Raw genomic sequence first — 20,907 nt, forward strand, 5'->3', positions numbered from 1 at the left:
GCAATCATCTGTTGCAGAGGTTTTGTTAAGTCACTGGATGAGGGAAAGCATGGGATTAGCCTTATTAGAGATTGGTCAGGCCGATCAGCTCAGTGCATGCAGACTTTCCCTCCTATTAGGCGTCTTTACTCCGCATAATCAGGTTGAGGGTTTTTTAAACCTGGCGCGTAAAATGCTCTCTGCAGAAAAAGCACTACTTTTTTTTCATGATGAACCTTATTTCTGGCATGCAGCTCCTAACCAGTTCCATGCTGTACGGGCACAACCAAATACAACGCTTGCGCCTTTCTTTGCGGGTCAGTTTATGATGGATGAATCACATCCACGCTATGCCGACTTTTGTACCCATTTGCGACAGCTGGGCGTGATGCATCAACGTGCGCTGGCCATAGATTTACAGAAAGCAGATCATGGTTCTATCGGGCAAGTGGTTTTTTTCGATGAGCAGCCTCATCGCTTTAGCGCTGAGCAGAAACAGCTCGTCAGTGAATTTAGTGCGAGTTTGGTTCCTTATCTGACCCTGAAATTTGAACATGCAGAATTACAAGACTTGTATGAGCAGCAACGTGCCCTCAATTTTAGTAAGACGAAATTTTTGCAGGTAATCGCACATGATTTGCGTGCGCCGTTTCATGGTCTGTTAGGGTTTTCAGAGGTGTTGGCTCAGGAACGTGAAACGCTCGATGAGCCTGCAATCCAAAATATCGCCGATTATTTACATGATACTGCGCAATCGACCTATAACCTGTTAGAGGGCCTACTGAATTGGGCAATGGCTGAGGGTGGGCGTTTTGTCTATCATCCGATTAGTTTTAATCTGAAACAGGTATCGAATATTGTTTGTTCGGTATTGAATTCCTTGGCGGTAAGGAAAAATATCCAGCTGATTGATCAAGTCCCTGACGAACTTAAAGTCTTTGCCGATATCAATATGATCACCTCGGTCGTTCAAAATCTGGTTTCGAATGCGCTGAAATTTACCCATATGGATGGGAGTGGCAAGGTGGTGATCTCTGCGCGACAGCGAGAACAGCAGGTCGAGATTATGATTCAGGATACCGGTCTGGGCATGACGGAGGCTCAGCTGGCTAAATTGTTTGAACCGCAAATTGCGGTCAGCTTTCAGGGAACGGCTGGGGAGAAAGGAACCGGGCTGGGGCTGGTGCTATGTAAGCGGTTTATTGACCTGAACCATGGGGAAATTCACGTGACTTCGAAAGAGGGGGAAGGGAGTCTTTTTACGGTGCTGTTGCCTGCGGTGCAGGAGAGTACTCAATGTCTAAATGATGAACAATCTTCACAAAACCAAATCGATCCCTCGGTAAAAATGGCATAATTCATTTCCCAAACTCCGTTTTCACCTGCTATAACTACATAAAAATATTCAGGTTAAGGGGGTGTTATGGATACCCAGCAGTTACAAAAAACATTACGTGCCAGTCAATATGCCGAACAGGTTTTAGGATTATATCCTGCACAATTAGAACAAGATTACACACTCGATCAGTTTGCTGGGACTTTATCGACGCTACAAATTCAACAACGTGTCTATTCTGTTTTGACGGATATTCAGGATGAAGCCGAATGGATGCGCAAGATGCGTGCACTGCGTGCCTGCCTGATGTTTCGCTGGATCTGGCAGGATGCCAACCAGTTGACGGATGTGGTAACCCTGACGCGAGAATTGTCTGATTTTGCCGATGCCGCAATTTGTGCAGCTAAAGAATTTGCCCGTGCACCACTGGTTGCCAAACATGGTGAACCGATTGGTTATTCCGGACAGGTGCAAGACCTGATCGTAGTGGCAATGGGAAAACTGGGCGCACAGGAACTCAATCTGTCGAGTGATATTGATCTGATTTTTGCCTTTGATGAACAGGGCGAAACCAATGGCCGTAAGTGCATCGATGTGCAGCAGTTCTGTATTTTATGGGGACAGAAGCTAATTTATTTGCTGGATCACATTACGGCTGAAGGCTTTGTTTTCCGGGTAGATATGCGTTTGCGTCCTTGGGGCGATGGTTCTGCATTGGCAATTAGTCATGTGGCCTTGGAAAAATATCTCAGCCAGCATGGTCGTGAGTGGGAACGTTACGCCTGGATTAAAGCCCGGATTGTTACGGGTGGCCAAGCAGGGCATGAGTTGATGGAAATGACTCGTCCATTCGTGTTCCGCAAATATGTCGATTACACTGCCTTTGAAGCCATGCGTGAAATGAAGGCGATGATTGAGCGTGAAGTCATGCGTCGCAATATCGCAGATGACATTAAACTAGGCGCGGGTGGAATTCGTGAAGTCGAATTTATTGTCCAGGTGTTTCAGCTCATTTATGGCGGTTCCAAGCTGGAACTTCAGGATCGTCAATGTTTAGTCAGCTTGCATCATTTAGGTGAAGTTGGCCTGCTGGAGCAAACTGCGGTACAGGAACTTGAGGATGCCTATCTCTTTCTGCGTCGTGTGGAACACGCGATCCAGGCTTTAAATGACAATCAGACCCAGTCTTTGCCTGCAGAGCCAGATTTACGGCAGCGAATTGTGGATACTTTGGACTTCGCCTCTTGGGATGAATTTTTACAGCTACTTAATCAAAAACGTGCCAAAGTCACATATCAGTTTGAACACTTGATCAAGGATGAAGCACCTTCACTCAGCGCGAGTTTTGGTCAGCTGGAAGAACGTTTGAATGCTGTACTGGATGAAAATGCCCGAAATTTGGTGTATGAGTTCTGGAATGGACATGCCATCAAAAAGCTGCCCGCCAAAGCCATTCAGCGCTTGAAAAGTTTCTGGCCGCATTTGATTGAAGCAATTTTACAGTCTGAACATCCACAGATGGCCTTATTGCGTTTAATGCCATTGGTGGAATCCGTACTGCGCCGTACTGTTTATCTGGTCATGCTGATCGAAAGTAAAGGGGCATTGCAGCGTCTGGTGAAAATGGCAACGGTGAGCCCCTGGATCTGCGAAGAGCTGACGCATTATCCGGTTTTGCTAGATGAATTCCTGTCAATGGATTTTGAATTGCCAAAACGCAAGGATCTGGAGGATTCGTTACGCCAGCAACTGTTGCGTATCGAAATTGATCAGGTCGAAGATCAGATGCGGGTTTTGCGTCTGTTTAAAAAATCGAATGTCTTGGCGGTGGCAGCGAGTGACGTACTGGCAGAAAGCCATTTGATGAAAGTTTCAGATGCTCTAACTGATATTGCTGAAGTTTCGGTGAATGCTGCGCTGAATCTTGCCTATCAGATCGTGGCGAAAAAACATGGTTATCCGCAAGATGTCGATGGTCAGCGTTGCAGTTTGGATCGAAAAGCCTTTGCTGTGGTGGGTTATGGCAAGTTGGGTGGTATTGAGCTGGGTTATGGTTCGGATCTGGATCTGGTGTTTATCCATTATTTTGATGAACAGAGTGAAACCAATGGGGCTAAATCGATTAGTGGGGCAGAGTTTGCCATCCGGGTAGCCCAAAAATTCTTGTCCTTGATGACGACACAGACTTTGGATGGCCGTGTGTATGAAATTGATACGCGCCTGCGTCCTTCCGGTGAAGCAGGCATGCTGGTGACCAGCTTAAAAGCTTATGAGCAGTATCAGTTAAAAAGCGCCTGGCTCTGGGAGCATCAGGCTTTGGTTCGTGCACGTTCCATTGCCGGTGATCAGGACTTGCGCCAGCAGTTTGAAGCATTACGCTGTCGCATCTTGACCCAGCCGCGTGATGAAGTTGAGGTGCGGGCAGAAGTGTTGCAGATGCGCCAGAAAATGAAAGACCATCTGGGTTCATCCCAAGAGCAAAAAAAACATGGAATTTTTCATTTAAAACAGGATGCAGGTGGTATCGTTGACATCGAATTTATGGCACAGTATATGGTGCTTGCATGGAGTGGGTCGAAACCAGATCTCGCCCATTATTCCGACAATGTAAGAATTCTTGAAGATGCTGCTAAAGCAGGCTGCTTATCCAGTGAAGATGCCACAGCATTAATGCACGCTTATCTACGTGAACGAGCCGAGAGCCACCGTCTAGCCCTTGCAAATCAATCCATGCAAGTGAACGCTGCGGACTGGCACGATACCCGAGAGATCGTTTGCAAGTTATGGCAAAGATTAATTGATCCAACTGCATCTGCGTTGGATAGTGAATGATTGTGTAAAAATTTGGAGTGTGTGCCATGAATTTGGCTGATCGTGATGGTTTTATTTGGCAAGATGGACAAATGGTTGATTGGCGCGATGCCAAAATTCACGTCCTCACGCATACGTTGCATTACAGTATGGGTGTCTTTGAAGGTGTCCGTGCGTATGAAACTCCTAAAGGCACCGCGATTTTCCGTCTTCAAGACCATACGAAGCGTTTGTTGAATTCTGCAAAAATTTATCAAATGAAAGTACCATTTGATCAGGCTGCGCTCGAACAGGCGCAAATTGATGTGGTACGTGAAAACAAACTTGCATCTTGCTATTTACGTCCATTGATCTGGATCGGTTCAGAGAAATTGGGTATTGCCGCGACCAACAACACTATTCACGCTGCAGTTGCAGCATGGGGTTGGGGTGCTTACCTTGGTGAAGAAGCCATGGCGAAAGGCATTCGTGTGAAAACTTCTTCATTCACGCACCATCATCCAAACGTGACCATGTGTAAGGCCAAAGCATCAGGTAACTACACTTTGTCTATTTTGGCACACCAAGAAGTAGCCCATGCCGGTTATGACGAAGCCATGCTAATGGATCCGCAAGGCTACGTTTGTCAGGGTTCTGGCGAGAACGTGTTCCTGGTGAAAGATGGTGTGTTACATACACCTGATATCGCCGGTGGTGCACTGGATGGTATTACCCGTCAAACCGTAATTACGATTGCCAAAGATCTTGGCTATGAGGTCGTTGAGCGCCGTATTACTCGTGATGAATTCTATATCGCTGACGAAGCATTCTTTACTGGTACTGCTGCAGAAGTGACCCCAATTCGTGAATATGATGACCGTGAAATTGGTTGCGGTTCACGTGGTCCAATCACCACTCAAATCCAGCAAACCTTCTTTGATGCTGTTCAAGGTAAAAATCCGAAATATGAGCACTGGTTAACTTACGTTAAATAAGTCGATCGGCTATCATTTAGAGGCGAAGCGTAAGTTTCGCCTTTTTTATTGGGAAGATGTTATGCATATTGTCTATGTCAGTGATGGAAAAGCCGGACACCGTTCACAGGCGTTAGGGCTATATCAGGCAATGCAAAGACAAAGTGTAGTCGATGTGACTTTTCAGGAAATTCCACTTCAGGAGTTGTCATTACTGGATTTGTTCTCCGCTTTATTTTCCCATCAGCTTGATGGCATCACCCCAACACCAACTTTCATTTTTGGGGTAGGCAGTCATACACATTTGCGTGTCTGGCTATTGGGGAAAATTTTCCCAACTGCTAAAACCGTGATCTTGATGAAACCGAGTTTACCCATCGCTTGCTTTGATTATGCGGTGATTCCAGAACATGATGGAATTCCGGCATCCGACCATGTGATTGTGACTAAAGGGGCATTAAACCCGATTGTAAATGAACAGCGGCATATACCGAATCAGATTCTGATCGCACTCGGCGGTAATTCAAAACGTCATCAATGGAATAGTAAGAAGGTGCTGAAAGCACTGAAAAATATTGTTGAACAGAATCCGGATGCAGACATTATACTGACGACATCTCGACGTACACCCGCAGAATTTCTTCCCTTGCTGTCACAACAGGATTGTGTGAAAAAAATACAGGTCTTTCCTGTAGAGCAAACGCCACAGGGCTGGATTTTTGAACAAATGCAACAGGCTGAGGCGGTCTGGGTGACAGAAGACAGTATCTCGATGATTTATGAGGCATTGACTGCAGGGTGTAAGGTAGGGGTGATTGCAATTGATCAACTGAAACAGGATCGGATCATTCGTTCCATTCAAGAATTGATGCAACGAGAAGATATTTCATTGAATACCAGACTGAAGGAACTTAAATCACCCGCAACTTTAAAAGAAGCAGAGCGTGTGGCAACATACCTGTTATCTCAAAAATAACGAGACAATCTTGTGATTTATTTTTTGCTACTGTTCCTGATTTTGTTGATTGCATTCAGTTATAAATATGCATGGTGGAAACCAGCAGTGAATTGGAAACAACCACGTGTATTAATGTATCACATGGTACGTGAGCCTATCGATGGTGCGAAATTCAATAAATTGCGTGTGAAACCAGCTGAATTTGAAAAACAGGTGGCTTGGATGAAAGCGCAAGGTTTTCATTTTGTCACCATGCAGGAATTACAGGATCATTGGGGGAGGCATCCAGAAAAAACCGTGGCTATTACCTTTGATGATGGTTATCTGGATAATCTGAAAAATGCCTATCCGATTTTGGAAAAATATCATGCCAAAGCAACGATCTATGTCGTTGTGGATCGTCATGATCGTGACTGGTCGACCTATAAAAAAGCTCATCATAATAGTGGCGAGTTAGCAAAAGAACCTAAATTGAATGATCAGCAAGTCCAATTTTTGGCGCAGAGTGGTTGGGTAGAAATTGGTTCACATACCTTGACCCATGCCAATCTGGATAAACTCAGTGATGAAGAATGTTTAAAAGAATTGGTTGAATCTAAGCACCAGTTAGAGCAACTCATCCAGCAACCAGTGAACAGTTTTGCTTACCCGTTTGGTATTTATAGTGCACGTGATGTTGAGCTGGCTCGGCAAGCCGGCTATCACAATGCAGTGACGACCCAAGAAGGGATTGATTCAGTCGATCCTGATTTTATGCAGCTGCAAAGAATCAAGGTCAGTGGAAAGGATACATTATTTGCTTTTAAATTACGTTTAAAGCTGGGTTCCCGAGAAGGTTAAGTATGCGTATTACACTTGTGATGGCCAGTGATGAAGACGGTGGACTGGAAAAGCATGTTTTAGAATTAGCAGATGGACTAGCTGAAACAGGACATCGGGTTTCTGTCATTGCGCATCCATGTTACCAGCATCAACTCAAACAACATATCAATTTTGTTGCATTTGACATGAGCGGTAGTCGTTACAATCCTTTGACTAAATATCGATTAAAGAAAGAAATTCTGAAAACTGATCCTGAAATTTTACATGCACATGCCTCTAAAACGGCAAAACTGCTGCAATCGATGTTGCAGCAGTTTCCATGTCCGAGTGTAGTGACGGTACATGGAGCAAAATCCAACTTAAAACCGTATTTGGCTTTTGACCGGATTATTGCCGTGAGTCAGCGTGTGGCTGATTCGTTTGCTCGACCGGATAAAACGGTCGTGGTTTATAATGGGGTGAAAATTACCCAGTCTCCACAACCCTATCAGCCCAACCGAAAATTTATTGCAATTGGCCGTTTAAATGAAGTGAAAGGTTTTGACCGATTATTACAGGCTTGGCAACAGATTCCTCATCAATTGACGATTGTTGGGGATGGCGAGCAACGGATACAGTTGGAGCAGTTGGTTCAGCAGTTACAACTGGCCAATCGAGTCACATTGCTAGGTTATTCTGATCAAATTGCGCAATTATTGACTGAGCATGAGGCATTGATCGTATCCTCCTTGCGTGAAGGTGGGCCTTATACTTTAAGCGAGGCTTTATTGTTGCATCGCCCAGTGATCGGGACTGATGTCGGGATGATGCGAGAGTTCGTACCAGAACAATTTTTATGTCCGCCTGATGATGTTGCAGCACTGTGTGCTGTTATTAATAATTATCTGAATACTTCAGATGTCGATAGACTGTTTCAGTCAGCCTATCAACATGCAGCTGCAAAGTTAACTTTTACTGCGATGATTGGGCATACTTTGGATGTCTATCAGAGTATGGCTAAAACAACGGTCAAAATATAAAGGACAGGTCATGAAACCTTATATTCTCGCTCTAACAGATGGCAAAGGTGGTCATGAAACCCAAACCAAAGGGATGATCACCTTACTGAGCGTGGAAGGGCAATATGAGGTTAAATGGTTAACAGTCAAAAAAGTCGGAAAGCTAAAGAAGTGGTTGCTGAAAACGGCTTTTTCTATTTTAAATCCTTCTAGGGCTTTAGGGTTTTATTTGAATTCTGCCTCGGAATGGCAAAGTTTATCATGTGCTTATGTGGTTTCTGCGGGCGGTGAGACGCTTCTGCCGAATGCATTACTTAAGAAATATTTTTATCAACAGGGGCAAAACACTAAGAATGTGATTGCGACTTCACTCAGAGGAATGCCTGCTGCTAATTTTGATGCTGTTTTTACCATTGATGAAAAATATAAAAATCAAAAGCCTTTTATTTATTACCCAATTGCACCGAATAAGCAACTTACCTTTGAGCTAGAGAAAGCGGTTGAGCAGGCCAAGAAAAATCTGGATTTAATGGAACAAAAAGTGTTGAGCATCCTAATCGGAGCAGACACCAAAACCTCCAAAATTGGGACTTCTTCTGAATGGATTGAGTGGATTGAAGCCCTCACGTTGAACTATCCGGATTGGAAATTTCTGATCAGTACATCCAGGCGCACCCCCAAAGCTTTTGAGCATGATCTGCAGCAAGCCTTCACAGCAAATCTACAGATGGCTTTAACGTTGGTCAACCATGGTCAGCAATGTGATATTGCTGATTATATTTACGCAGCAGATTTAATCGTTTGTTCACCTGAATCAACCTCGATGATTAGTGAGGCATTGGTGAGTGAAAAGAAAGTATTGATTCCTGTATTCAAATCCAGTGTATTCGATACGGAACTTGACAATTATCTGGCTAAGTTTGAACAAGAGCGATGGCTTAGTAAGCTTTATATCGATAAAATGACAGACCTAATCGGGGTGGTTGAGAAGATTACACCGCAGAAACATAGAATGAATTTGCTCGATCAATTTATAGATATCTAACTCTCACTATAGAGCTTAACTATTCTGATCGATGTTCTAAACATTCTTCTTTGATATTATTGGTGTAGTCTAGATTTTTGGGGGAAAAATGAGATTTTTAATTACAGGTGGTGCAGGCTTTATTGGATCTGCAGTGATTCGCCATATTATTCAGAATACAGAACATGAAGTCTTAAATGTTGATAAACTGACCTATGCTGGTAATCTAGAATCTTTAAGTTCCATTTCTAATCACTCTCATTATCAATTCTCTCAAACTGATATTTGTCATCGTGCTGCGCTCGATCAATTATTTACAGATTTCCAACCTGATGCAGTGATGCACTTGGCTGCAGAATCCCACGTAGACCGTTCGATTTCTGGGCCTTATGCTTTTATTGAAACCAATATCATCGGCACTTATCAAATGTTGGAAGCAAGCCGTGCTTACTGGTTGGGTTTAGATGACGAAAAGAAGGCTACATTCCGTTTTCACCATATTTCCACAGATGAGGTCTATGGTGATTTAGAAGGAACAACAGACTTATTTACAGAAACAACCTCTTATTCTCCTAGTTCACCTTATTCAGCAAGCAAAGCGAGTTCAGACCATCTGGTTCGTGCTTGGAATCGGACCTATGGATTACCGGTTTTAGTGACCAACTGCTCCAATAACTACGGTCCTTACCATTTTCCAGAGAAACTCATTCCATTGATGATCTTGAATGCTTTGCAAGGAAAAGCACTTCCAGTCTATGGGAATGGCCAGCAAATTCGTGACTGGTTATTTGTAGAAGATCATGCTCGCGCACTTTATACCGTAGTGACTCAGGGTCAAATAGGCGAAACCTATAACATTGGTGGTCACAATGAAAAAGCCAACATTGATGTGGTACTTACGATTTGTTCTTTACTAGAAGAATTGGCTCCTAACAAACCCCAAGGTGTTGAATACTATCGAGACTTGATTACCTATGTAAAAGACCGCCCAGGCCATGATGTACGTTATGCGATTGATGCTTCAAAAATTGAACGTGAATTGGGCTGGACGCCGCAAGAATCATTTGAAACGGGACTACGTAAAACAGTTGAATGGTACTTAAACAATAAAGAATGGGTTGAACACGTGCAAAGTGGTGAATATCAATCCTGGTTAAACAAGCAATACCAAGGATAAATATGAAGATTTTATTGCTTGGAAAAAATGGTCAGGTCGGGTGGGAACTACAACGTGCTCTGGCTCCTTTAGGTGATGTAATTGCATTAGACCGTCATTGTCTAGCAGGCTTGTCTGGTGATATGACCCAACCACGAGCGATTTATGACACCATCATCACTGTAAAACCTGATGTGGTCGTGAATGCTGCTGCTTATACCGCCGTGGATTTAGCTGAAACGGAACAGGAGCAAGCCGATTTAGTCAATCATCAAACTGTAAAAGCTGCAGCTGAAGCGTGCCAACAAGTCAATGCGTTGTTCGTGCATTATTCGACAGACTATGTTTTTAATGGCTTAGGTCAGACAGCATTTCTTGAGATGGATCACATTGCACCCTTAAGTGTTTATGGTCTAACCAAAGTGCAAGGTGAGCAGGCAATTATTGCAAGTGGTTGTGATTATCTAATTTTCAGAACCTCATGGGTCTATGCTGCCCGAGGAAAAAACTTCCTGAAAACTATGCTGAATTTGGCTCAGCAGCGAGAAGAACTTTCTATTATTGATGATCAAGTGGGTGCCCCCACCTCGGCTGAGCTGATTGCGGATATTACGGCACACGCTATTCCACCAACAGTGGTTGATAGCACAAAAACAGGGGTTTATCACCTTGTAGCAAGTGGTGAAACTTCATGGTTTGGGTATGCCAATTATATTTTTGAGCAGGCACGAGTCTTAGGATCGGAACTGGCTGTCCAAAAGGTCAATCCCATTCCAACCACGGCGTATCCAACTCCAGCCACACGACCACATAACTCACGATTGAACAATCAAAAATTACAGCAAACCTTCAGATTGAATTTGCCGCATTGGCAAGAAGGTGTAAAACGAATATTAGCGGAGCTATTAAGCAAATGAGTATGACGCGTAAGGGTATTATTTTAGCGGGCGGTTCAGGTACACGCTTACATCCAATTACCAAAGGTGTGTCCAAGCAACTTCTACCAATTTACGATAAGCCGATGATTTACTATCCGCTTTCTGTATTGATGCTGGCGGGTATTCGTGAAGTTCTAATTATTTCAACACCTGAAGACCTTCCAAACTTCGAAAAATTATTGGGAGATGGTTCCCAATTTGGTATTGAACTGAGCTATAAAGTGCAACCTTCTCCTGACGGTTTGGCACAAGCATTCCTGATCGGTGAAGAATTTATTGGCCAAGACAATGTTTGTCTAATTTTGGGTGATAACATCTACTACGGCCAACACTTCAGTGAACAGCTTGAAGCTGCGAATGCACGTGAGCATGGGGCAACGGTCTTTGGCTATCATGTTACGGATCCTGAGCGTTTTGGTGTGGTTGAATTTGACAAAACCGGTAAGGTGCTCAGTATCGAAGAAAAACCTTTACAACCAAAATCTCCTTATGCGGTTACGGGTTTATATTTCTATGACAATCGTGTCGTTGAATTTGCCAAACAGGTGAAACCTTCAGCACGTGGTGAACTTGAAATTACCGACATTAATAATGCTTACTTGAAAGATGGTTCACTCAACGTCGAACTACTTGGCCGTGGTTTTGCCTGGCTGGATACTGGTACCCATGAATCTTTGCTTGAAGCAGGACAGTTTGTTTATACCATTGAAAAACGCCAATCGTTAAAAGTGGCCTGTCTGGAAGAAATTGGTTTTCATCAGGGCTGGATTAACAAAGCGCAGCTTTTAGAAAGTGCCGAAGCCTTGAAAAAAACCGAATATGGCCAATACCTGTACAAGATTGCGGATGAAGCACAATGAAGATTGAACAAACCAAAATCGAAGGCTTGTTAATTCTACATCCACAAGTGTTTGGCGATGATCGTGGCTGGTTTATGGAAAGCTTTAACCAGCAACGTTTTGAAGCAGCCTTAAAAGAATTAAATTTACCCATCCCAACCTTTGTTCAGGACAATCACTCCCTGTCGCAAAAGGGGGTGCTACGCGGTTTACATTTTCAAAAAGCACCTTATACCCAAGGTAAATTAGTACGCGTGGTACAAGGCAAGGTTTGGGATGTGGCTGTGGATATTCGTCCCGAATCCAAGACTTATGGTGAGTGGGTAGGGGTTGAGCTGAGTGCAGAGAACAAGACCATGTTCTGGATTCCGGAAGGTTTTGCCCATGGTTTTATTGCCTTGGAAGACAACACTCAGTTCTTATATAAAACCACCAATTACTATAATAAAGAAAGTGAAGGCGCGATTATCTGGAATGATCCGACACTGGCAATTGACTGGCCTTTAAATCAGGTTGATGAAGTGTTAGTGAGTGAAAAAGATCAGGTGGCCTTATCTTTTAATGGTAAATTATCTTTAAAAAACTAATATAACTAATTAAGATAAAAAATAGTTCTTAAATTTAAGAACTATTTTTTATCTTAGAATGTTTTTTTTTAATGGTTTCTTTAATTAGATTTTGGCTATTTTCTGAAATTTCACAATAGGAAAATGATCGCGAGCTCCTATTCCATAAGGTCGTATGAACATTTTCCTTATGATTAACTATAAACGGAATGGTAGTAATTACATTCAAGTTTTTATGGTTTTCTATGTATCGATCTATAGCATTTTCCCCTAATAGTTTCTTACTATAATCCCAATTTGCAATGTATTCAAAGATTGGTTGGTTGTATATATTAAAAACCATTCCAGTTGTTTTATTCGTTTTTATTAATTGATATTTACCTAAAGACTCTAACGTTGTTATATTAGATTCGGGATGTAAATCAGTAATATAACCAGAAAATATATCCCAGTTATTAGTAGTGCAACAGAGATAATCACAGATTTTATTAAGAGTTTCTTTGAAATCGTTGGGGAATTTTACATCGTCTTCACAAATTATAACTTTTTTAAAATTATAATCTATAGCATATTGGAATATATATTTGTAGCTTAGTCCACAACCAATCCACGGTGTAAGGTGTCGCACTCCAGGGAATTTCCAAATTTTATTATATTTTAATAATTCATTAGAAAATTCATGCTGTCTTTCGATAGCTTCGGGTAATCCTAAGCACCAAAATTGATCTGTTGGTTTCCATATTTTATGGGTTTTTTTATAAAAATCATCAAAGCTAATTAAGTCCAAAGACATTAGGATACGAAATAAATAAAAATCAAATATATGTTGTTCCTTTGTTATATGATTATATATTTTTCTCTTTTGGAGACAGTATTCCTTAGGATGGTTGATCCAAAAGTCGATTCTTTCAATCATCCCCTCAATATCCCCTATTTCAACAAAGTCAATATAAGGCATCAAATTATCATGCTGTTCAAAATCAGAGCTTTTTTCTGACACAATAATAGCATTATTAGAGAGGCATTCCTGCAGGCGAGTTGTTTCTAATAAGGCATCCTCATAATAGTGAATATTAATAACAACTTTTGATTTTTTGATTTCATTCCAAATATCCTCTCCAAAAGCATTATTAATAATTTTTACTTTATATTTGTTTTTTAATGCATCTAAATAATTTTTTCTTCGCTCATTATTTGTGTCACCATAGAACAGAACATCATATTCATAAACATTGTTTTGATTATCAAAAGATGAGGTTGATACTTCAGTTTGTAATTTAAAGCATGATATTGGAGTAAAATATAATTGAGAAAGTGGTAAATGAGTGCTTAAGAATTCAATATTTTTTAATGAATAATCCATAACTAATAGAGAATTTTCTAATTTTTTGATGTGTTTTTTAGAAAACCAACGATTAGAAATAGACTGTTCAAGTTGGAAAACAATACGATTTTTCGGAAGTGTTTTGAATGATTGTGGACATATTACAAAATATAAATTTTCTGAAAATTTTTTCTTATTATTGTTGATTTCAATTTGCGAAGATATTCCAATCTTTTCTAATGAATTTGATATTAGATTGGCAATAAAAATGGTATGTGGTGTTGCTAATATAGTTATTTTTTTGTTTTTTGAGATAGCCCATTTTTTAAAAATAGCTTCTTTTTTATTTGTGTTCCATAGCGTTAGAGTTGAAGCAAAACCATTGTGGATGAAGTGGCGACGAAATAACTGCCATAATTTTCCAAAACTTCCTTCTTTGTTTAATATGTATTTTAAAGTTAGGATATTATCCATAGAATTAAATTTTCATTTCAAGGACTTAAGGCTTAATTATAACATTTAATTTTAATTATTTAATATAGAGTTTAGATAAATATTATTGATGGGGGGGATTACCATGGTAAGTTTTAGCTATTTTAGGTATTTTAATGTTGCTTTATAAGGTGCTACTATAAGGAAGGATAAGATACATTGTAGGATTAATTGTAAAAAAAAGAATGGTTTTATATAGAATGGTAGAGTTTTTAATGCTATGAAGCTGGTGGGAATAATTCTGTCATAATAGCGACGTCGTATTGCTAAAGAAGCATTCTTGCGAAGGTCTTTTGATAAACTTTTCTGATTGATGCTGTAGGCTTTATTTGCATTAGGATGTGTTTTTCGATAATGACCTAAAAAGTGAGACAGGCTTTGTCGAAATAATATAATTTGACGTCTAACTTCAAAATGATCTTTTTTCTTTTTTGCTTGAGCGATGACACTTGTGTCATGGTAACGAAAATAATTTAAACATTCGTGAGAAAAGAAGATTTCTCCTTGTGATGCAATTTTTGCCCAAATTTCCCAGTCACCAATAAAGCGTAAACTAGGGTTTGCTCCACCGACATCAAGATAGGTTTGCTTTTTAAAAACTACGGCACTAGCATTGGGAATAGTATTGCCTGTGTTTAAAAACTTTTCAAAGTATTCTAAGCCACACATCTCGAAATCATTTTCAAATAGAGTCGGGTTAAGATGATCAGTCGCATCTTTCCATGAACCCGTCACTATGCCATTTGCATTCATGCGATAAGACTGACTATAGGCTAAGACTAACTCTTTATTTTTATAAAATGGAGCAACGAGTTTCTCTAACAAGTGTGGATCAGCAATATCATCTGATTCTGCAATCCAGATTAAATCTCCTTTTGCTAGTTCGATCCCTTTATTCCATTGGAAAAAAGTTGAGCCGGAGTTTTTTTTATTGATAATACAATGCGAAACTTTTGGGTGGTTGGAATATCTTTTTAATATTTCAGCACTGTTATCTGGAGAGAGATCATCAAGTAGAATAATTTCGAAGTTGGATAAAGTTTGATTAAGAATGCTTTTAATACGTTCTTCTAAATATTTTTCATGATTATAACAAGGAACAATGACGCTAACAAACACGGAATGGGCAACCTATCTACATTATTGTGAAATTTGTGAATTAATTAATAATTCAACTAGAGTTTTTAACCTATTTTTATAGGTATGGTGATAATGGACTTTATCTTTTGCTAACTCAGCATTAATTATGGTTTCTTTAAGTTTACTTTTCAATTCTTGGGGATTTGAAAAATAAATAATTTCCTCGTTGATTTTAAATACTAATTCTAAATCCTCAACATATTCACTGACTAATATACATCCGCATGCCGGTGCTTCAAAACATCGCATATTCATACCTTGCCTAATATTTTTCCTGTTAATCAGGTTCAAAATATATTTATGTTTGCGATAAAGATCTGCTACTTGAGTTAAAGGAATATTGTATGGATGAATAATGCTATCTACTTTTTGGAGTTTGTCCCAACCTTTACCATAAATCGTCAGCGGAAGAGGAATTTGTTCAATTAGTTCTTGTCTGTTAGGTGACCATGCACCAATAAATAATAAGCGTTCAGCTTTCGGCTCATTGCTTTCAAAAAAGATATTGGGATTATAGGCTAATGGCAAATACAGGCTATTTGTAATACCTAATTTTTTTGCATCCTCTATGAAGCTTGAGTCTGTAAAGCAAAATAAATCGATAATCTCTTTCGATTTGGCTAATCTTTGATCAAAAAAGTCACCAATCCAATGCACTTTTTTACATGGATATTTCGATAAAATGTTTAGTAAAGAAGGGGAGAAGTAAAATAAATCGACAATTAAAATTAAGTCTGGTTGAAATGAAGCTAACTTTTTCTCTAGTAATTTCGCTGTATATATATCTTTATTAGGAATTATTTTTTTTAAAAAACGTTCTAACGTATTGTTATGATTAAGTGCGAAACCATCAATAATGTAATCAGAACATTCATTTTTTATTGAAATTAAGTTCTCATACCACTGAAGAACTCCATTGCGTTTTCCAATAATGAGGATTTTAGGCATAAATGATATCTTGATAATAATTAGAAAAAATTATATTAGTACTATTTTTAATAGCAATAAAATGGGTCTATTAATATAAGTCTTAAGATAATTGTGAAATTTTAAAAACGTTTTCCACTTTTATATACTTCATTTTGCCAAGGTGAATCCAAAGGTTTTTCGTAAATCAATTTTAACCATTGCTCTAAAATATTCTTTGCTTCAAAAGTTGAATGTGCTAATTCATAACCTCGTTGAGCTATCTCAATAGAATGTTCAGTATTTTTTTGATAGTAGTTGAGTTTTTCAAGTAAATCATTTCTATCTTTAAAATATACAACACTATTCTCTGGAAATAATTCTATCATACCAGGTGTTTGAGCTGTAAAGACTAGGCAACCCATGCCTGTTAGTTGTGCAATTCGGTCACTACTATACATATAGACATCATTGTATTTTGAATAGTTGATACCCATCAAGCTATTTCGAACTGATTTTTGGTATTCATTGCCCAGTAAAGATGGCTGACCTAAACATGCACCTAGTTTAATTCTAAAACTTGGTAATTGTTCCTTTAAGTAGCTGATGAGTTGTTCGCGCTCAGGATACTTACTATTTGAGCCACAAAAAATGAGGTCATATTGATAATCAAGCCAATCTTCGCGGGCATATTCAATTGAAGCTAGACTTAGATTTGGGGTGAATGCGAATATTGAGTAGCCACATACTTCAGATAAATTCTGTAAATGTTGTCCGGCGGTCGTTACAAAAATATTATCAACTTCATTATTCATGTCTTTGAAATGTTCAAGGCGATGTGGTTCATTAATTGGATCGACAAACCACATGGCAATTTTTGCTTGGTTAATTTTTTTAAGCTGTTTTAATAAATTTTGGGGTAAGTGAATATGCCCAATTAAAATAAGATCAAACTGTACATTCTGACAAAGTTCTATCAATTGTTGATGTGTTTTTTTATGGGAAAGAGAAGTAGTATTGAAGAGATTACTTTTTCTGACCATATATTTATAGTCAAAAGAGTGCACATAATGTCCTAGCTCAATTAGGCCATGTTGAATTTTGCAATCTGTGTTATAGAACATCACTCCATTATGTTCAGTCTTGAAATTGGCTATATGTAAAATTTTTAATTTTGGGGAGCTGGTCACGATCTATTCTCGAAATAAGTTGGCTATAAGATATAAGGAATATTAGAGATCACTTTTGATTTTTATTTCCTTTGAGTGCCATATAAAGTAAACCCGCCATCACCATCCACGCACCACCGAAGGCACTAACACAAAATGTAAGAATACGTTCACCTTTGGTCATTGGCCACCAGTTGCCATTGAGTGCCATTGTGACAAAAGCCCACTGCAAGATACCAATCACAATGAACACAATTGCACGACGACGAACTTCAGGACGCATAGCCATCAGGATTCTCACAGCAGAATAATATTAGGAGGCTATTATGCCACTCTCACAGCCTGATCTCAATGACTTGAAAAAAATGAGAAAATACACACATGGGAAAAGAAATTTTATTTAAAATAACAGGATGTTGAAAAATACAAAATTTTAAAGAGATTGTTTGTATGAATTTCCCACCTGATCTTCTGCAGTATTTAATTGTTCCCATATTTATATTGTGTTTAATTTTTAGTTGTAGTGTTCTTAAATATATACCCAATACCAATCAAAAATTTGATTCAATTAATAGAAGCTCTCCTCTCGATGGTTTGCGTGGCATACTTGCTCTTTCTGTTTTGGTTCATCATTTTTATATTACTTATGCATGGAAGACTGAGGGTTTTTGGATTAGACCGGAAAGTAACTTATTGAATAATCTAGGATCTATATCTGTTTCACTCTTCTTCTTAATAACAGGATTCTTGTTTTTTAATAAGATTAAAAATAAAAATATAGATTGGAAAAGATTGTATATTTCTCGGTTTAAAAGAATTATTCCATTATATGTTTTTGTATTTATTTTTATTGTGTTGATTACATTAAATTCTGTAAATATAAGCAATGGTTTTTTATTTGATTTTTTAAAGTGGTTTGTTGGGTGGTTGTTTTTTAATGGAGGAAGTTTAAATGGTTTTAATTCTAGTTTAATTATTGCAGGTGTGAATTGGACACTTATCTATGAATGGGGGTTTTATTTCTCTCTTCCTATTTTTTATGCATTAATTCACAAAAGAATTTCAGAGAAATTGTTTTTTTATTTATGTGCTTTTATTTTCTTGTTAATTTTTTTGACTACAAAAAGAAGTCATTACTTGTTATTTCTCTTTTCTTATTTTGCAATTTTTTATGATTTTAAGATTGTGGATATGATTAAAAATAAAAAGATGTACATAAATTTATTAATCCCTACTCTGATATTGGTAGGATTATTTTTTACAAATGCCTATTCATTTATTCAGAAAGTTTTATGTGGGATTGTATTTGCTTTTATGGCAAATGGTTATAGTTTTTTCGGAATTCTAGAATCGAAAGGTTTAAAAATATTAGGTGATATTAGTTATAGTATATATCTAGTCCATGGTTTGGTTTTATATACATTATTTTCTATCTTGGGAATTTTTGATTTTGGCAGAGGGTTATTTAGCTATTATATTTTATTCCCTTTGGTGTTTTTTGTGGTCATTATTTTTTCTTTTTTTACCTATTCTTTTGTAGAAAAACCTTTCCTTAAAAAGTGATAATTATTCCCAAAATGGCGTTTGTAAAAAGTGTATCTTAAACTTATAAATAAAAAAGAGAGCATATAATAGATATGCTCTCTTTTTATAAATGAAGCTTTCTAATTAAGCTTCTTTGCTTTCAGCTTTTGGTTTTTCGCGTAAACGAATCCCCAAATCACGCAACTGGTTGGCTTCAACAGGAGCTGGCGCTTGAGTCAACGGACATTCAGCTGTCTTGGTTTTTGGGAATGCAATCACATCACGGATTGAAGAGGCACCGGTCATGAGCATCACCAAGCGATCCAGACCAAAGGCCAAACCACCGTGAGGAGGCGCACCATAGCGCAGCGCATTCAATAGGAAGCTGAATTTTTCTTCGGCTTCTTCCGCATCAATACCCAAGGCTTCGAAAATGGCTTGTTGCATTTCTAGCGTATAGATACGTAATGAACCACCACCGATTTCTGTACCGTTCAACACCATGTCATAGGCAACAGAAAGTGCTTCACCTGGGTTACTCTTCACTTCTTCTACGCTTGATTTTGGTAGCGTGAACGGATGGTGAACAGAAGTCCATTTACCGTCATCCGTTTCTTCAAACATTGGGAAGTCAACGACCCAGAGCGGCGCCCATTCACAGGTCGCAAGGTTCATGTCATGACCGATCTTGACACGAAGTGCACCCATCGCATCATTGACCACTTTGGCTTTGTCTGCGCCGAAGAACACGATATCGCCATTCTCTGCACCGACACGCTCAAGCAACTGCATCACGATTGGTTCGATGAACTTCACGATCGGAGACTGGAGGCCTTCAACGCCTTTTTCAATTTCGTTGACCTTGATATAAGCCAAACCTTTCGCACCGTAAATACCGACAAATTTGGTGTATTCATCGATCTGGCTACGGGTCAATGCACTTGCACCCGGAACGCGAAGCGCTGCGATACGGCCTTTCGGATCTTTAGCAGGGCCAGCAAAGACTTTGAATTCAACTTCCTGCATCAAGTCTGCCACGTCGACCAGTTTCAATGGGATACGCAAGTCAGGCTTGTCCGATGCATAGTCGCGCATTGCTTCGGAATATGGCATACGGCGGAATTTATCGAATTTCACACCCAACAATTCATCGAACAGTTTGATGGTCATGCCTTCCATCAGATCCATGATGTCATCGTCATTCATAAACGATGTTTCAACGTCGATCTGGGTAAATTCAGGCTGACGATCCGCACGTAAGTCTTCATCACGGAAACATTTGGCGATCTGGTAATAACGGTCAATACCACCGACCATCAACAATTGTTTAAACAATTGTGGTGATTGTGGCAAGGCGTAGAAGCTACCATTCGATACACGACTTGGGACCAAATAGTCACGTGCACCTTCTGGGGTTGCACGGGTTAAGATTGGAGTTTCAACATCCAGGAATCCATTGTCATCTAGGTAATTACGGATCAGATTGGTCACTTTAGAACGGAAACGCAAACGATCCAACATTTCCGGACGACGGATATCCAGGAAACGGTACTTTAAGCGATGCTCTTCAGAAATATTGACGTTTTCATCGTTCAATGGAAACGGTGGAGTTTCAGAAGCTGCAAGAACTTCGATCTCTTTGCCTAAAACTTCAATTTGACCGCTCACCATGTTGGCATTTTCTGTACCGGCGTAACGACGACGTACACGGCCAGTAATTTTTAATACATATTCAGAACGTACTTTATCTGCAGTTGCAAAGGCTTCCGGCGTATCAGGATCGATCACCACTTGCACTAAACCATCACGGTCACGCATATCAAGGAAGATCACACCGCCATGATCGCGGCGACGGTGTACCCAACCGCATAATGTTACTGTTTGGTCAATTTGGGCTTCAGTTAAAGAGCCACAGTAGTGTGTTCGCATCATGGCGCGCTAAATCCAACTTCTATTATTCAAAAATAAGTGA

General features: G+C 39.4%; 18 protein-coding genes. 12 read left to right on the forward strand and 6 right to left on the reverse strand.

The genetic code is table 11. From position 1 onward, the window contains the following. The first annotated feature begins 49 nt into the window (after positions 1 to 49). The 11 genes from PAE54_RS05695 (at position 50) to rfbC (ending at position 12,401) form a co-directional block, all read left to right on the forward strand. Entirely contained in the window at positions 50 to 1,336 is a 1,287-nt protein-coding gene (locus PAE54_RS05695) for a sensor histidine kinase (RefSeq protein ID WP_326518748.1), read from the forward strand. A gap of 66 nt (positions 1,337 to 1,402) precedes the next feature. Continuing rightward, a complete protein-coding gene (gene glnE / locus PAE54_RS05700; RefSeq protein WP_326518749.1) occupies positions 1,403 to 4,147 on the forward strand; it encodes a bifunctional [glutamate--ammonia ligase]-adenylyl-L-tyrosine phosphorylase/[glutamate--ammonia-ligase] adenylyltransferase in 2,745 nt (914 codons plus the stop codon). 26 nt (positions 4,148 to 4,173) lie between these two features. After that, positions 4,174 to 5,100, forward strand: a complete 927-nt coding sequence (locus PAE54_RS05705) for a branched-chain amino acid transaminase (RefSeq protein WP_273778502.1) — start codon at positions 4,174 to 4,176, stop codon at positions 5,098 to 5,100. A gap of 61 nt (positions 5,101 to 5,161) precedes the next feature. Continuing rightward, on the forward strand, positions 5,162 to 6,055 hold the full coding sequence (locus PAE54_RS05710) for a mitochondrial fission ELM1 family protein (protein WP_326518750.1): 894 nt from the start codon (positions 5,162 to 5,164) through the stop codon (positions 6,053 to 6,055). 12 nt (positions 6,056 to 6,067) lie between these two features. Next, positions 6,068 to 6,877 (forward strand): polysaccharide deacetylase family protein, encoded by an 810-nt coding sequence (locus PAE54_RS05715; RefSeq protein WP_326518751.1) that lies wholly within the window; start codon positions 6,068 to 6,070, stop codon positions 6,875 to 6,877. Between the two features lie 2 nt (positions 6,878 to 6,879). After that, positions 6,880 to 7,878, forward strand: a complete 999-nt coding sequence (locus tag PAE54_RS05720; protein WP_326518752.1) for a glycosyltransferase family 4 protein — start codon at positions 6,880 to 6,882, stop codon at positions 7,876 to 7,878. A gap of 10 nt (positions 7,879 to 7,888) precedes the next feature. Next, on the forward strand, positions 7,889 to 8,902 hold the full coding sequence (locus PAE54_RS05725; RefSeq protein WP_326518753.1) for an ELM1/GtrOC1 family putative glycosyltransferase: 1,014 nt from the start codon (positions 7,889 to 7,891) through the stop codon (positions 8,900 to 8,902). An 88-nt stretch (positions 8,903 to 8,990) separates the two neighbouring features. Next, the gene (gene rfbB, locus PAE54_RS05730) at positions 8,991 to 10,058 is read left to right on the forward strand and encodes a dTDP-glucose 4,6-dehydratase (protein WP_326518754.1); all 1,068 of its coding nucleotides are present in this window, start codon (positions 8,991 to 8,993) and stop codon (positions 10,056 to 10,058) included. Between the two features lie 2 nt (positions 10,059 to 10,060). Next, positions 10,061 to 10,954 (forward strand): dTDP-4-dehydrorhamnose reductase, encoded by an 894-nt coding sequence (gene rfbD / locus PAE54_RS05735; RefSeq protein ID WP_326518755.1) that lies wholly within the window; start codon positions 10,061 to 10,063, stop codon positions 10,952 to 10,954. Continuing rightward, the gene (gene rfbA / locus PAE54_RS05740; RefSeq protein WP_326518756.1) at positions 10,951 to 11,835 is read left to right on the forward strand and encodes a glucose-1-phosphate thymidylyltransferase RfbA; all 885 of its coding nucleotides are present in this window, start codon (positions 10,951 to 10,953) and stop codon (positions 11,833 to 11,835) included. The genes rfbD and rfbA overlap by 4 nt, the downstream gene beginning before the upstream one ends. Beyond that, positions 11,832 to 12,401 (forward strand): dTDP-4-dehydrorhamnose 3,5-epimerase, encoded by a 570-nt coding sequence (rfbC, locus tag PAE54_RS05745; RefSeq protein ID WP_326518757.1) that lies wholly within the window; start codon positions 11,832 to 11,834, stop codon positions 12,399 to 12,401. Before rfbA ends, rfbC begins: the two co-directional genes overlap by 4 nt. Before the next feature lie 34 nt (positions 12,402 to 12,435). Here rfbC and PAE54_RS05750 read toward each other — a convergent pair whose 3' ends face one another. The 5 genes from PAE54_RS05750 to PAE54_RS05770 form a co-directional block, all read right to left on the reverse strand. Continuing rightward, positions 12,436 to 14,178 (reverse strand): glycosyltransferase family 25 protein, encoded by a 1,743-nt coding sequence (locus PAE54_RS05750; RefSeq protein WP_326518758.1) that lies wholly within the window; start codon positions 14,176 to 14,178, stop codon positions 12,436 to 12,438. Between the two features lie 117 nt (positions 14,179 to 14,295). Further along, positions 14,296 to 15,315, reverse strand: a complete 1,020-nt coding sequence (locus tag PAE54_RS05755; protein ID WP_326518759.1) for a glycosyltransferase — start codon at positions 15,313 to 15,315, stop codon at positions 14,296 to 14,298. Between the two features lie 21 nt (positions 15,316 to 15,336). Beyond that, the gene (locus PAE54_RS05760; protein WP_326518760.1) at positions 15,337 to 16,284 is read right to left on the reverse strand and encodes a CgeB family protein; all 948 of its coding nucleotides are present in this window, start codon (positions 16,282 to 16,284) and stop codon (positions 15,337 to 15,339) included. A gap of 101 nt (positions 16,285 to 16,385) precedes the next feature. Further along, a complete protein-coding gene (locus tag PAE54_RS05765; protein WP_326518776.1) occupies positions 16,386 to 17,366 on the reverse strand; it encodes a glycosyltransferase family protein in 981 nt (326 codons plus the stop codon). A gap of 115 nt (positions 17,367 to 17,481) precedes the next feature. Then, on the reverse strand, positions 17,482 to 17,700 hold the full coding sequence (locus PAE54_RS05770; RefSeq protein ID WP_326518761.1) for a hypothetical protein: 219 nt from the start codon (positions 17,698 to 17,700) through the stop codon (positions 17,482 to 17,484). A 161-nt stretch (positions 17,701 to 17,861) separates the two neighbouring features. Between PAE54_RS05770 and PAE54_RS05775 the strand changes: the two genes are divergently transcribed. After that, the gene (locus PAE54_RS05775; protein WP_326518762.1) at positions 17,862 to 18,974 is read left to right on the forward strand and encodes an acyltransferase family protein; all 1,113 of its coding nucleotides are present in this window, start codon (positions 17,862 to 17,864) and stop codon (positions 18,972 to 18,974) included. A 105-nt stretch (positions 18,975 to 19,079) separates the two neighbouring features. Here the strand turns inward: PAE54_RS05775 and aspS are convergent, their stop codons facing one another. Then, a complete protein-coding gene (gene aspS / locus PAE54_RS05780) occupies positions 19,080 to 20,867 on the reverse strand; it encodes an aspartate--tRNA ligase (RefSeq protein ID WP_326518763.1) in 1,788 nt (595 codons plus the stop codon). Between the last annotated feature and the right edge of the window lie 40 nt (positions 20,868 to 20,907).

This window comes from Acinetobacter minutum (assembly GCF_035916735.1).
Classification (GTDB): domain Bacteria; phylum Pseudomonadota; class Gammaproteobacteria; order Pseudomonadales; family Moraxellaceae; genus Acinetobacter.

Excerpts from the sequence above, each read along its gene's own strand:
- PAE54_RS05695 (WP_326518748.1), top strand. The coding sequence starts at position 50 with ATGGGATTAGCCTTATTAGAGATTGGTCAGGCCGATCAGCTCAGTGCA.
- PAE54_RS05725 (WP_326518753.1), top strand. The coding sequence starts at position 7,889 with ATGAAACCTTATATTCTCGCTCTAACAGATGGCAAAGGTGGTCATGAA.
- PAE54_RS05710 (WP_326518750.1), top strand. The coding sequence starts at position 5,162 with ATGCATATTGTCTATGTCAGTGATGGAAAAGCCGGACACCGTTCACAG.
- rfbB (WP_326518754.1), top strand. The coding sequence starts at position 8,991 with ATGAGATTTTTAATTACAGGTGGTGCAGGCTTTATTGGATCTGCAGTG.
- aspS (WP_326518763.1), bottom strand. The coding sequence starts at position 20,867 with ATGATGCGAACACACTACTGTGGCTCTTTAACTGAAGCCCAAATTGAC.
- PAE54_RS05705 (WP_273778502.1), top strand. The coding sequence starts at position 4,174 with ATGAATTTGGCTGATCGTGATGGTTTTATTTGGCAAGATGGACAAATG.
- PAE54_RS05750 (WP_326518758.1), bottom strand. The coding sequence starts at position 14,178 with ATGGATAATATCCTAACTTTAAAATACATATTAAACAAAGAAGGAAGT.
- rfbC (WP_326518757.1), top strand. The coding sequence starts at position 11,832 with ATGAAGATTGAACAAACCAAAATCGAAGGCTTGTTAATTCTACATCCA.
- glnE (WP_326518749.1), top strand. The coding sequence starts at position 1,403 with ATGGATACCCAGCAGTTACAAAAAACATTACGTGCCAGTCAATATGCC.
- PAE54_RS05770 (WP_326518761.1), bottom strand. The coding sequence starts at position 17,700 with ATGGCTATGCGTCCTGAAGTTCGTCGTCGTGCAATTGTGTTCATTGTG.
- PAE54_RS05765 (WP_326518776.1), bottom strand. The coding sequence starts at position 17,366 with ATGTTCTATAACACAGATTGCAAAATTCAACATGGCCTAATTGAGCTA.
- PAE54_RS05720 (WP_326518752.1), top strand. The coding sequence starts at position 6,880 with ATGCGTATTACACTTGTGATGGCCAGTGATGAAGACGGTGGACTGGAA.
- PAE54_RS05775 (WP_326518762.1), top strand. The coding sequence starts at position 17,862 with ATGAATTTCCCACCTGATCTTCTGCAGTATTTAATTGTTCCCATATTT.
- PAE54_RS05760 (WP_326518760.1), bottom strand. The coding sequence starts at position 16,284 with ATGCCTAAAATCCTCATTATTGGAAAACGCAATGGAGTTCTTCAGTGG.
- rfbA (WP_326518756.1), top strand. The coding sequence starts at position 10,951 with ATGAGTATGACGCGTAAGGGTATTATTTTAGCGGGCGGTTCAGGTACA.
- rfbD (WP_326518755.1), top strand. The coding sequence starts at position 10,061 with ATGAAGATTTTATTGCTTGGAAAAAATGGTCAGGTCGGGTGGGAACTA.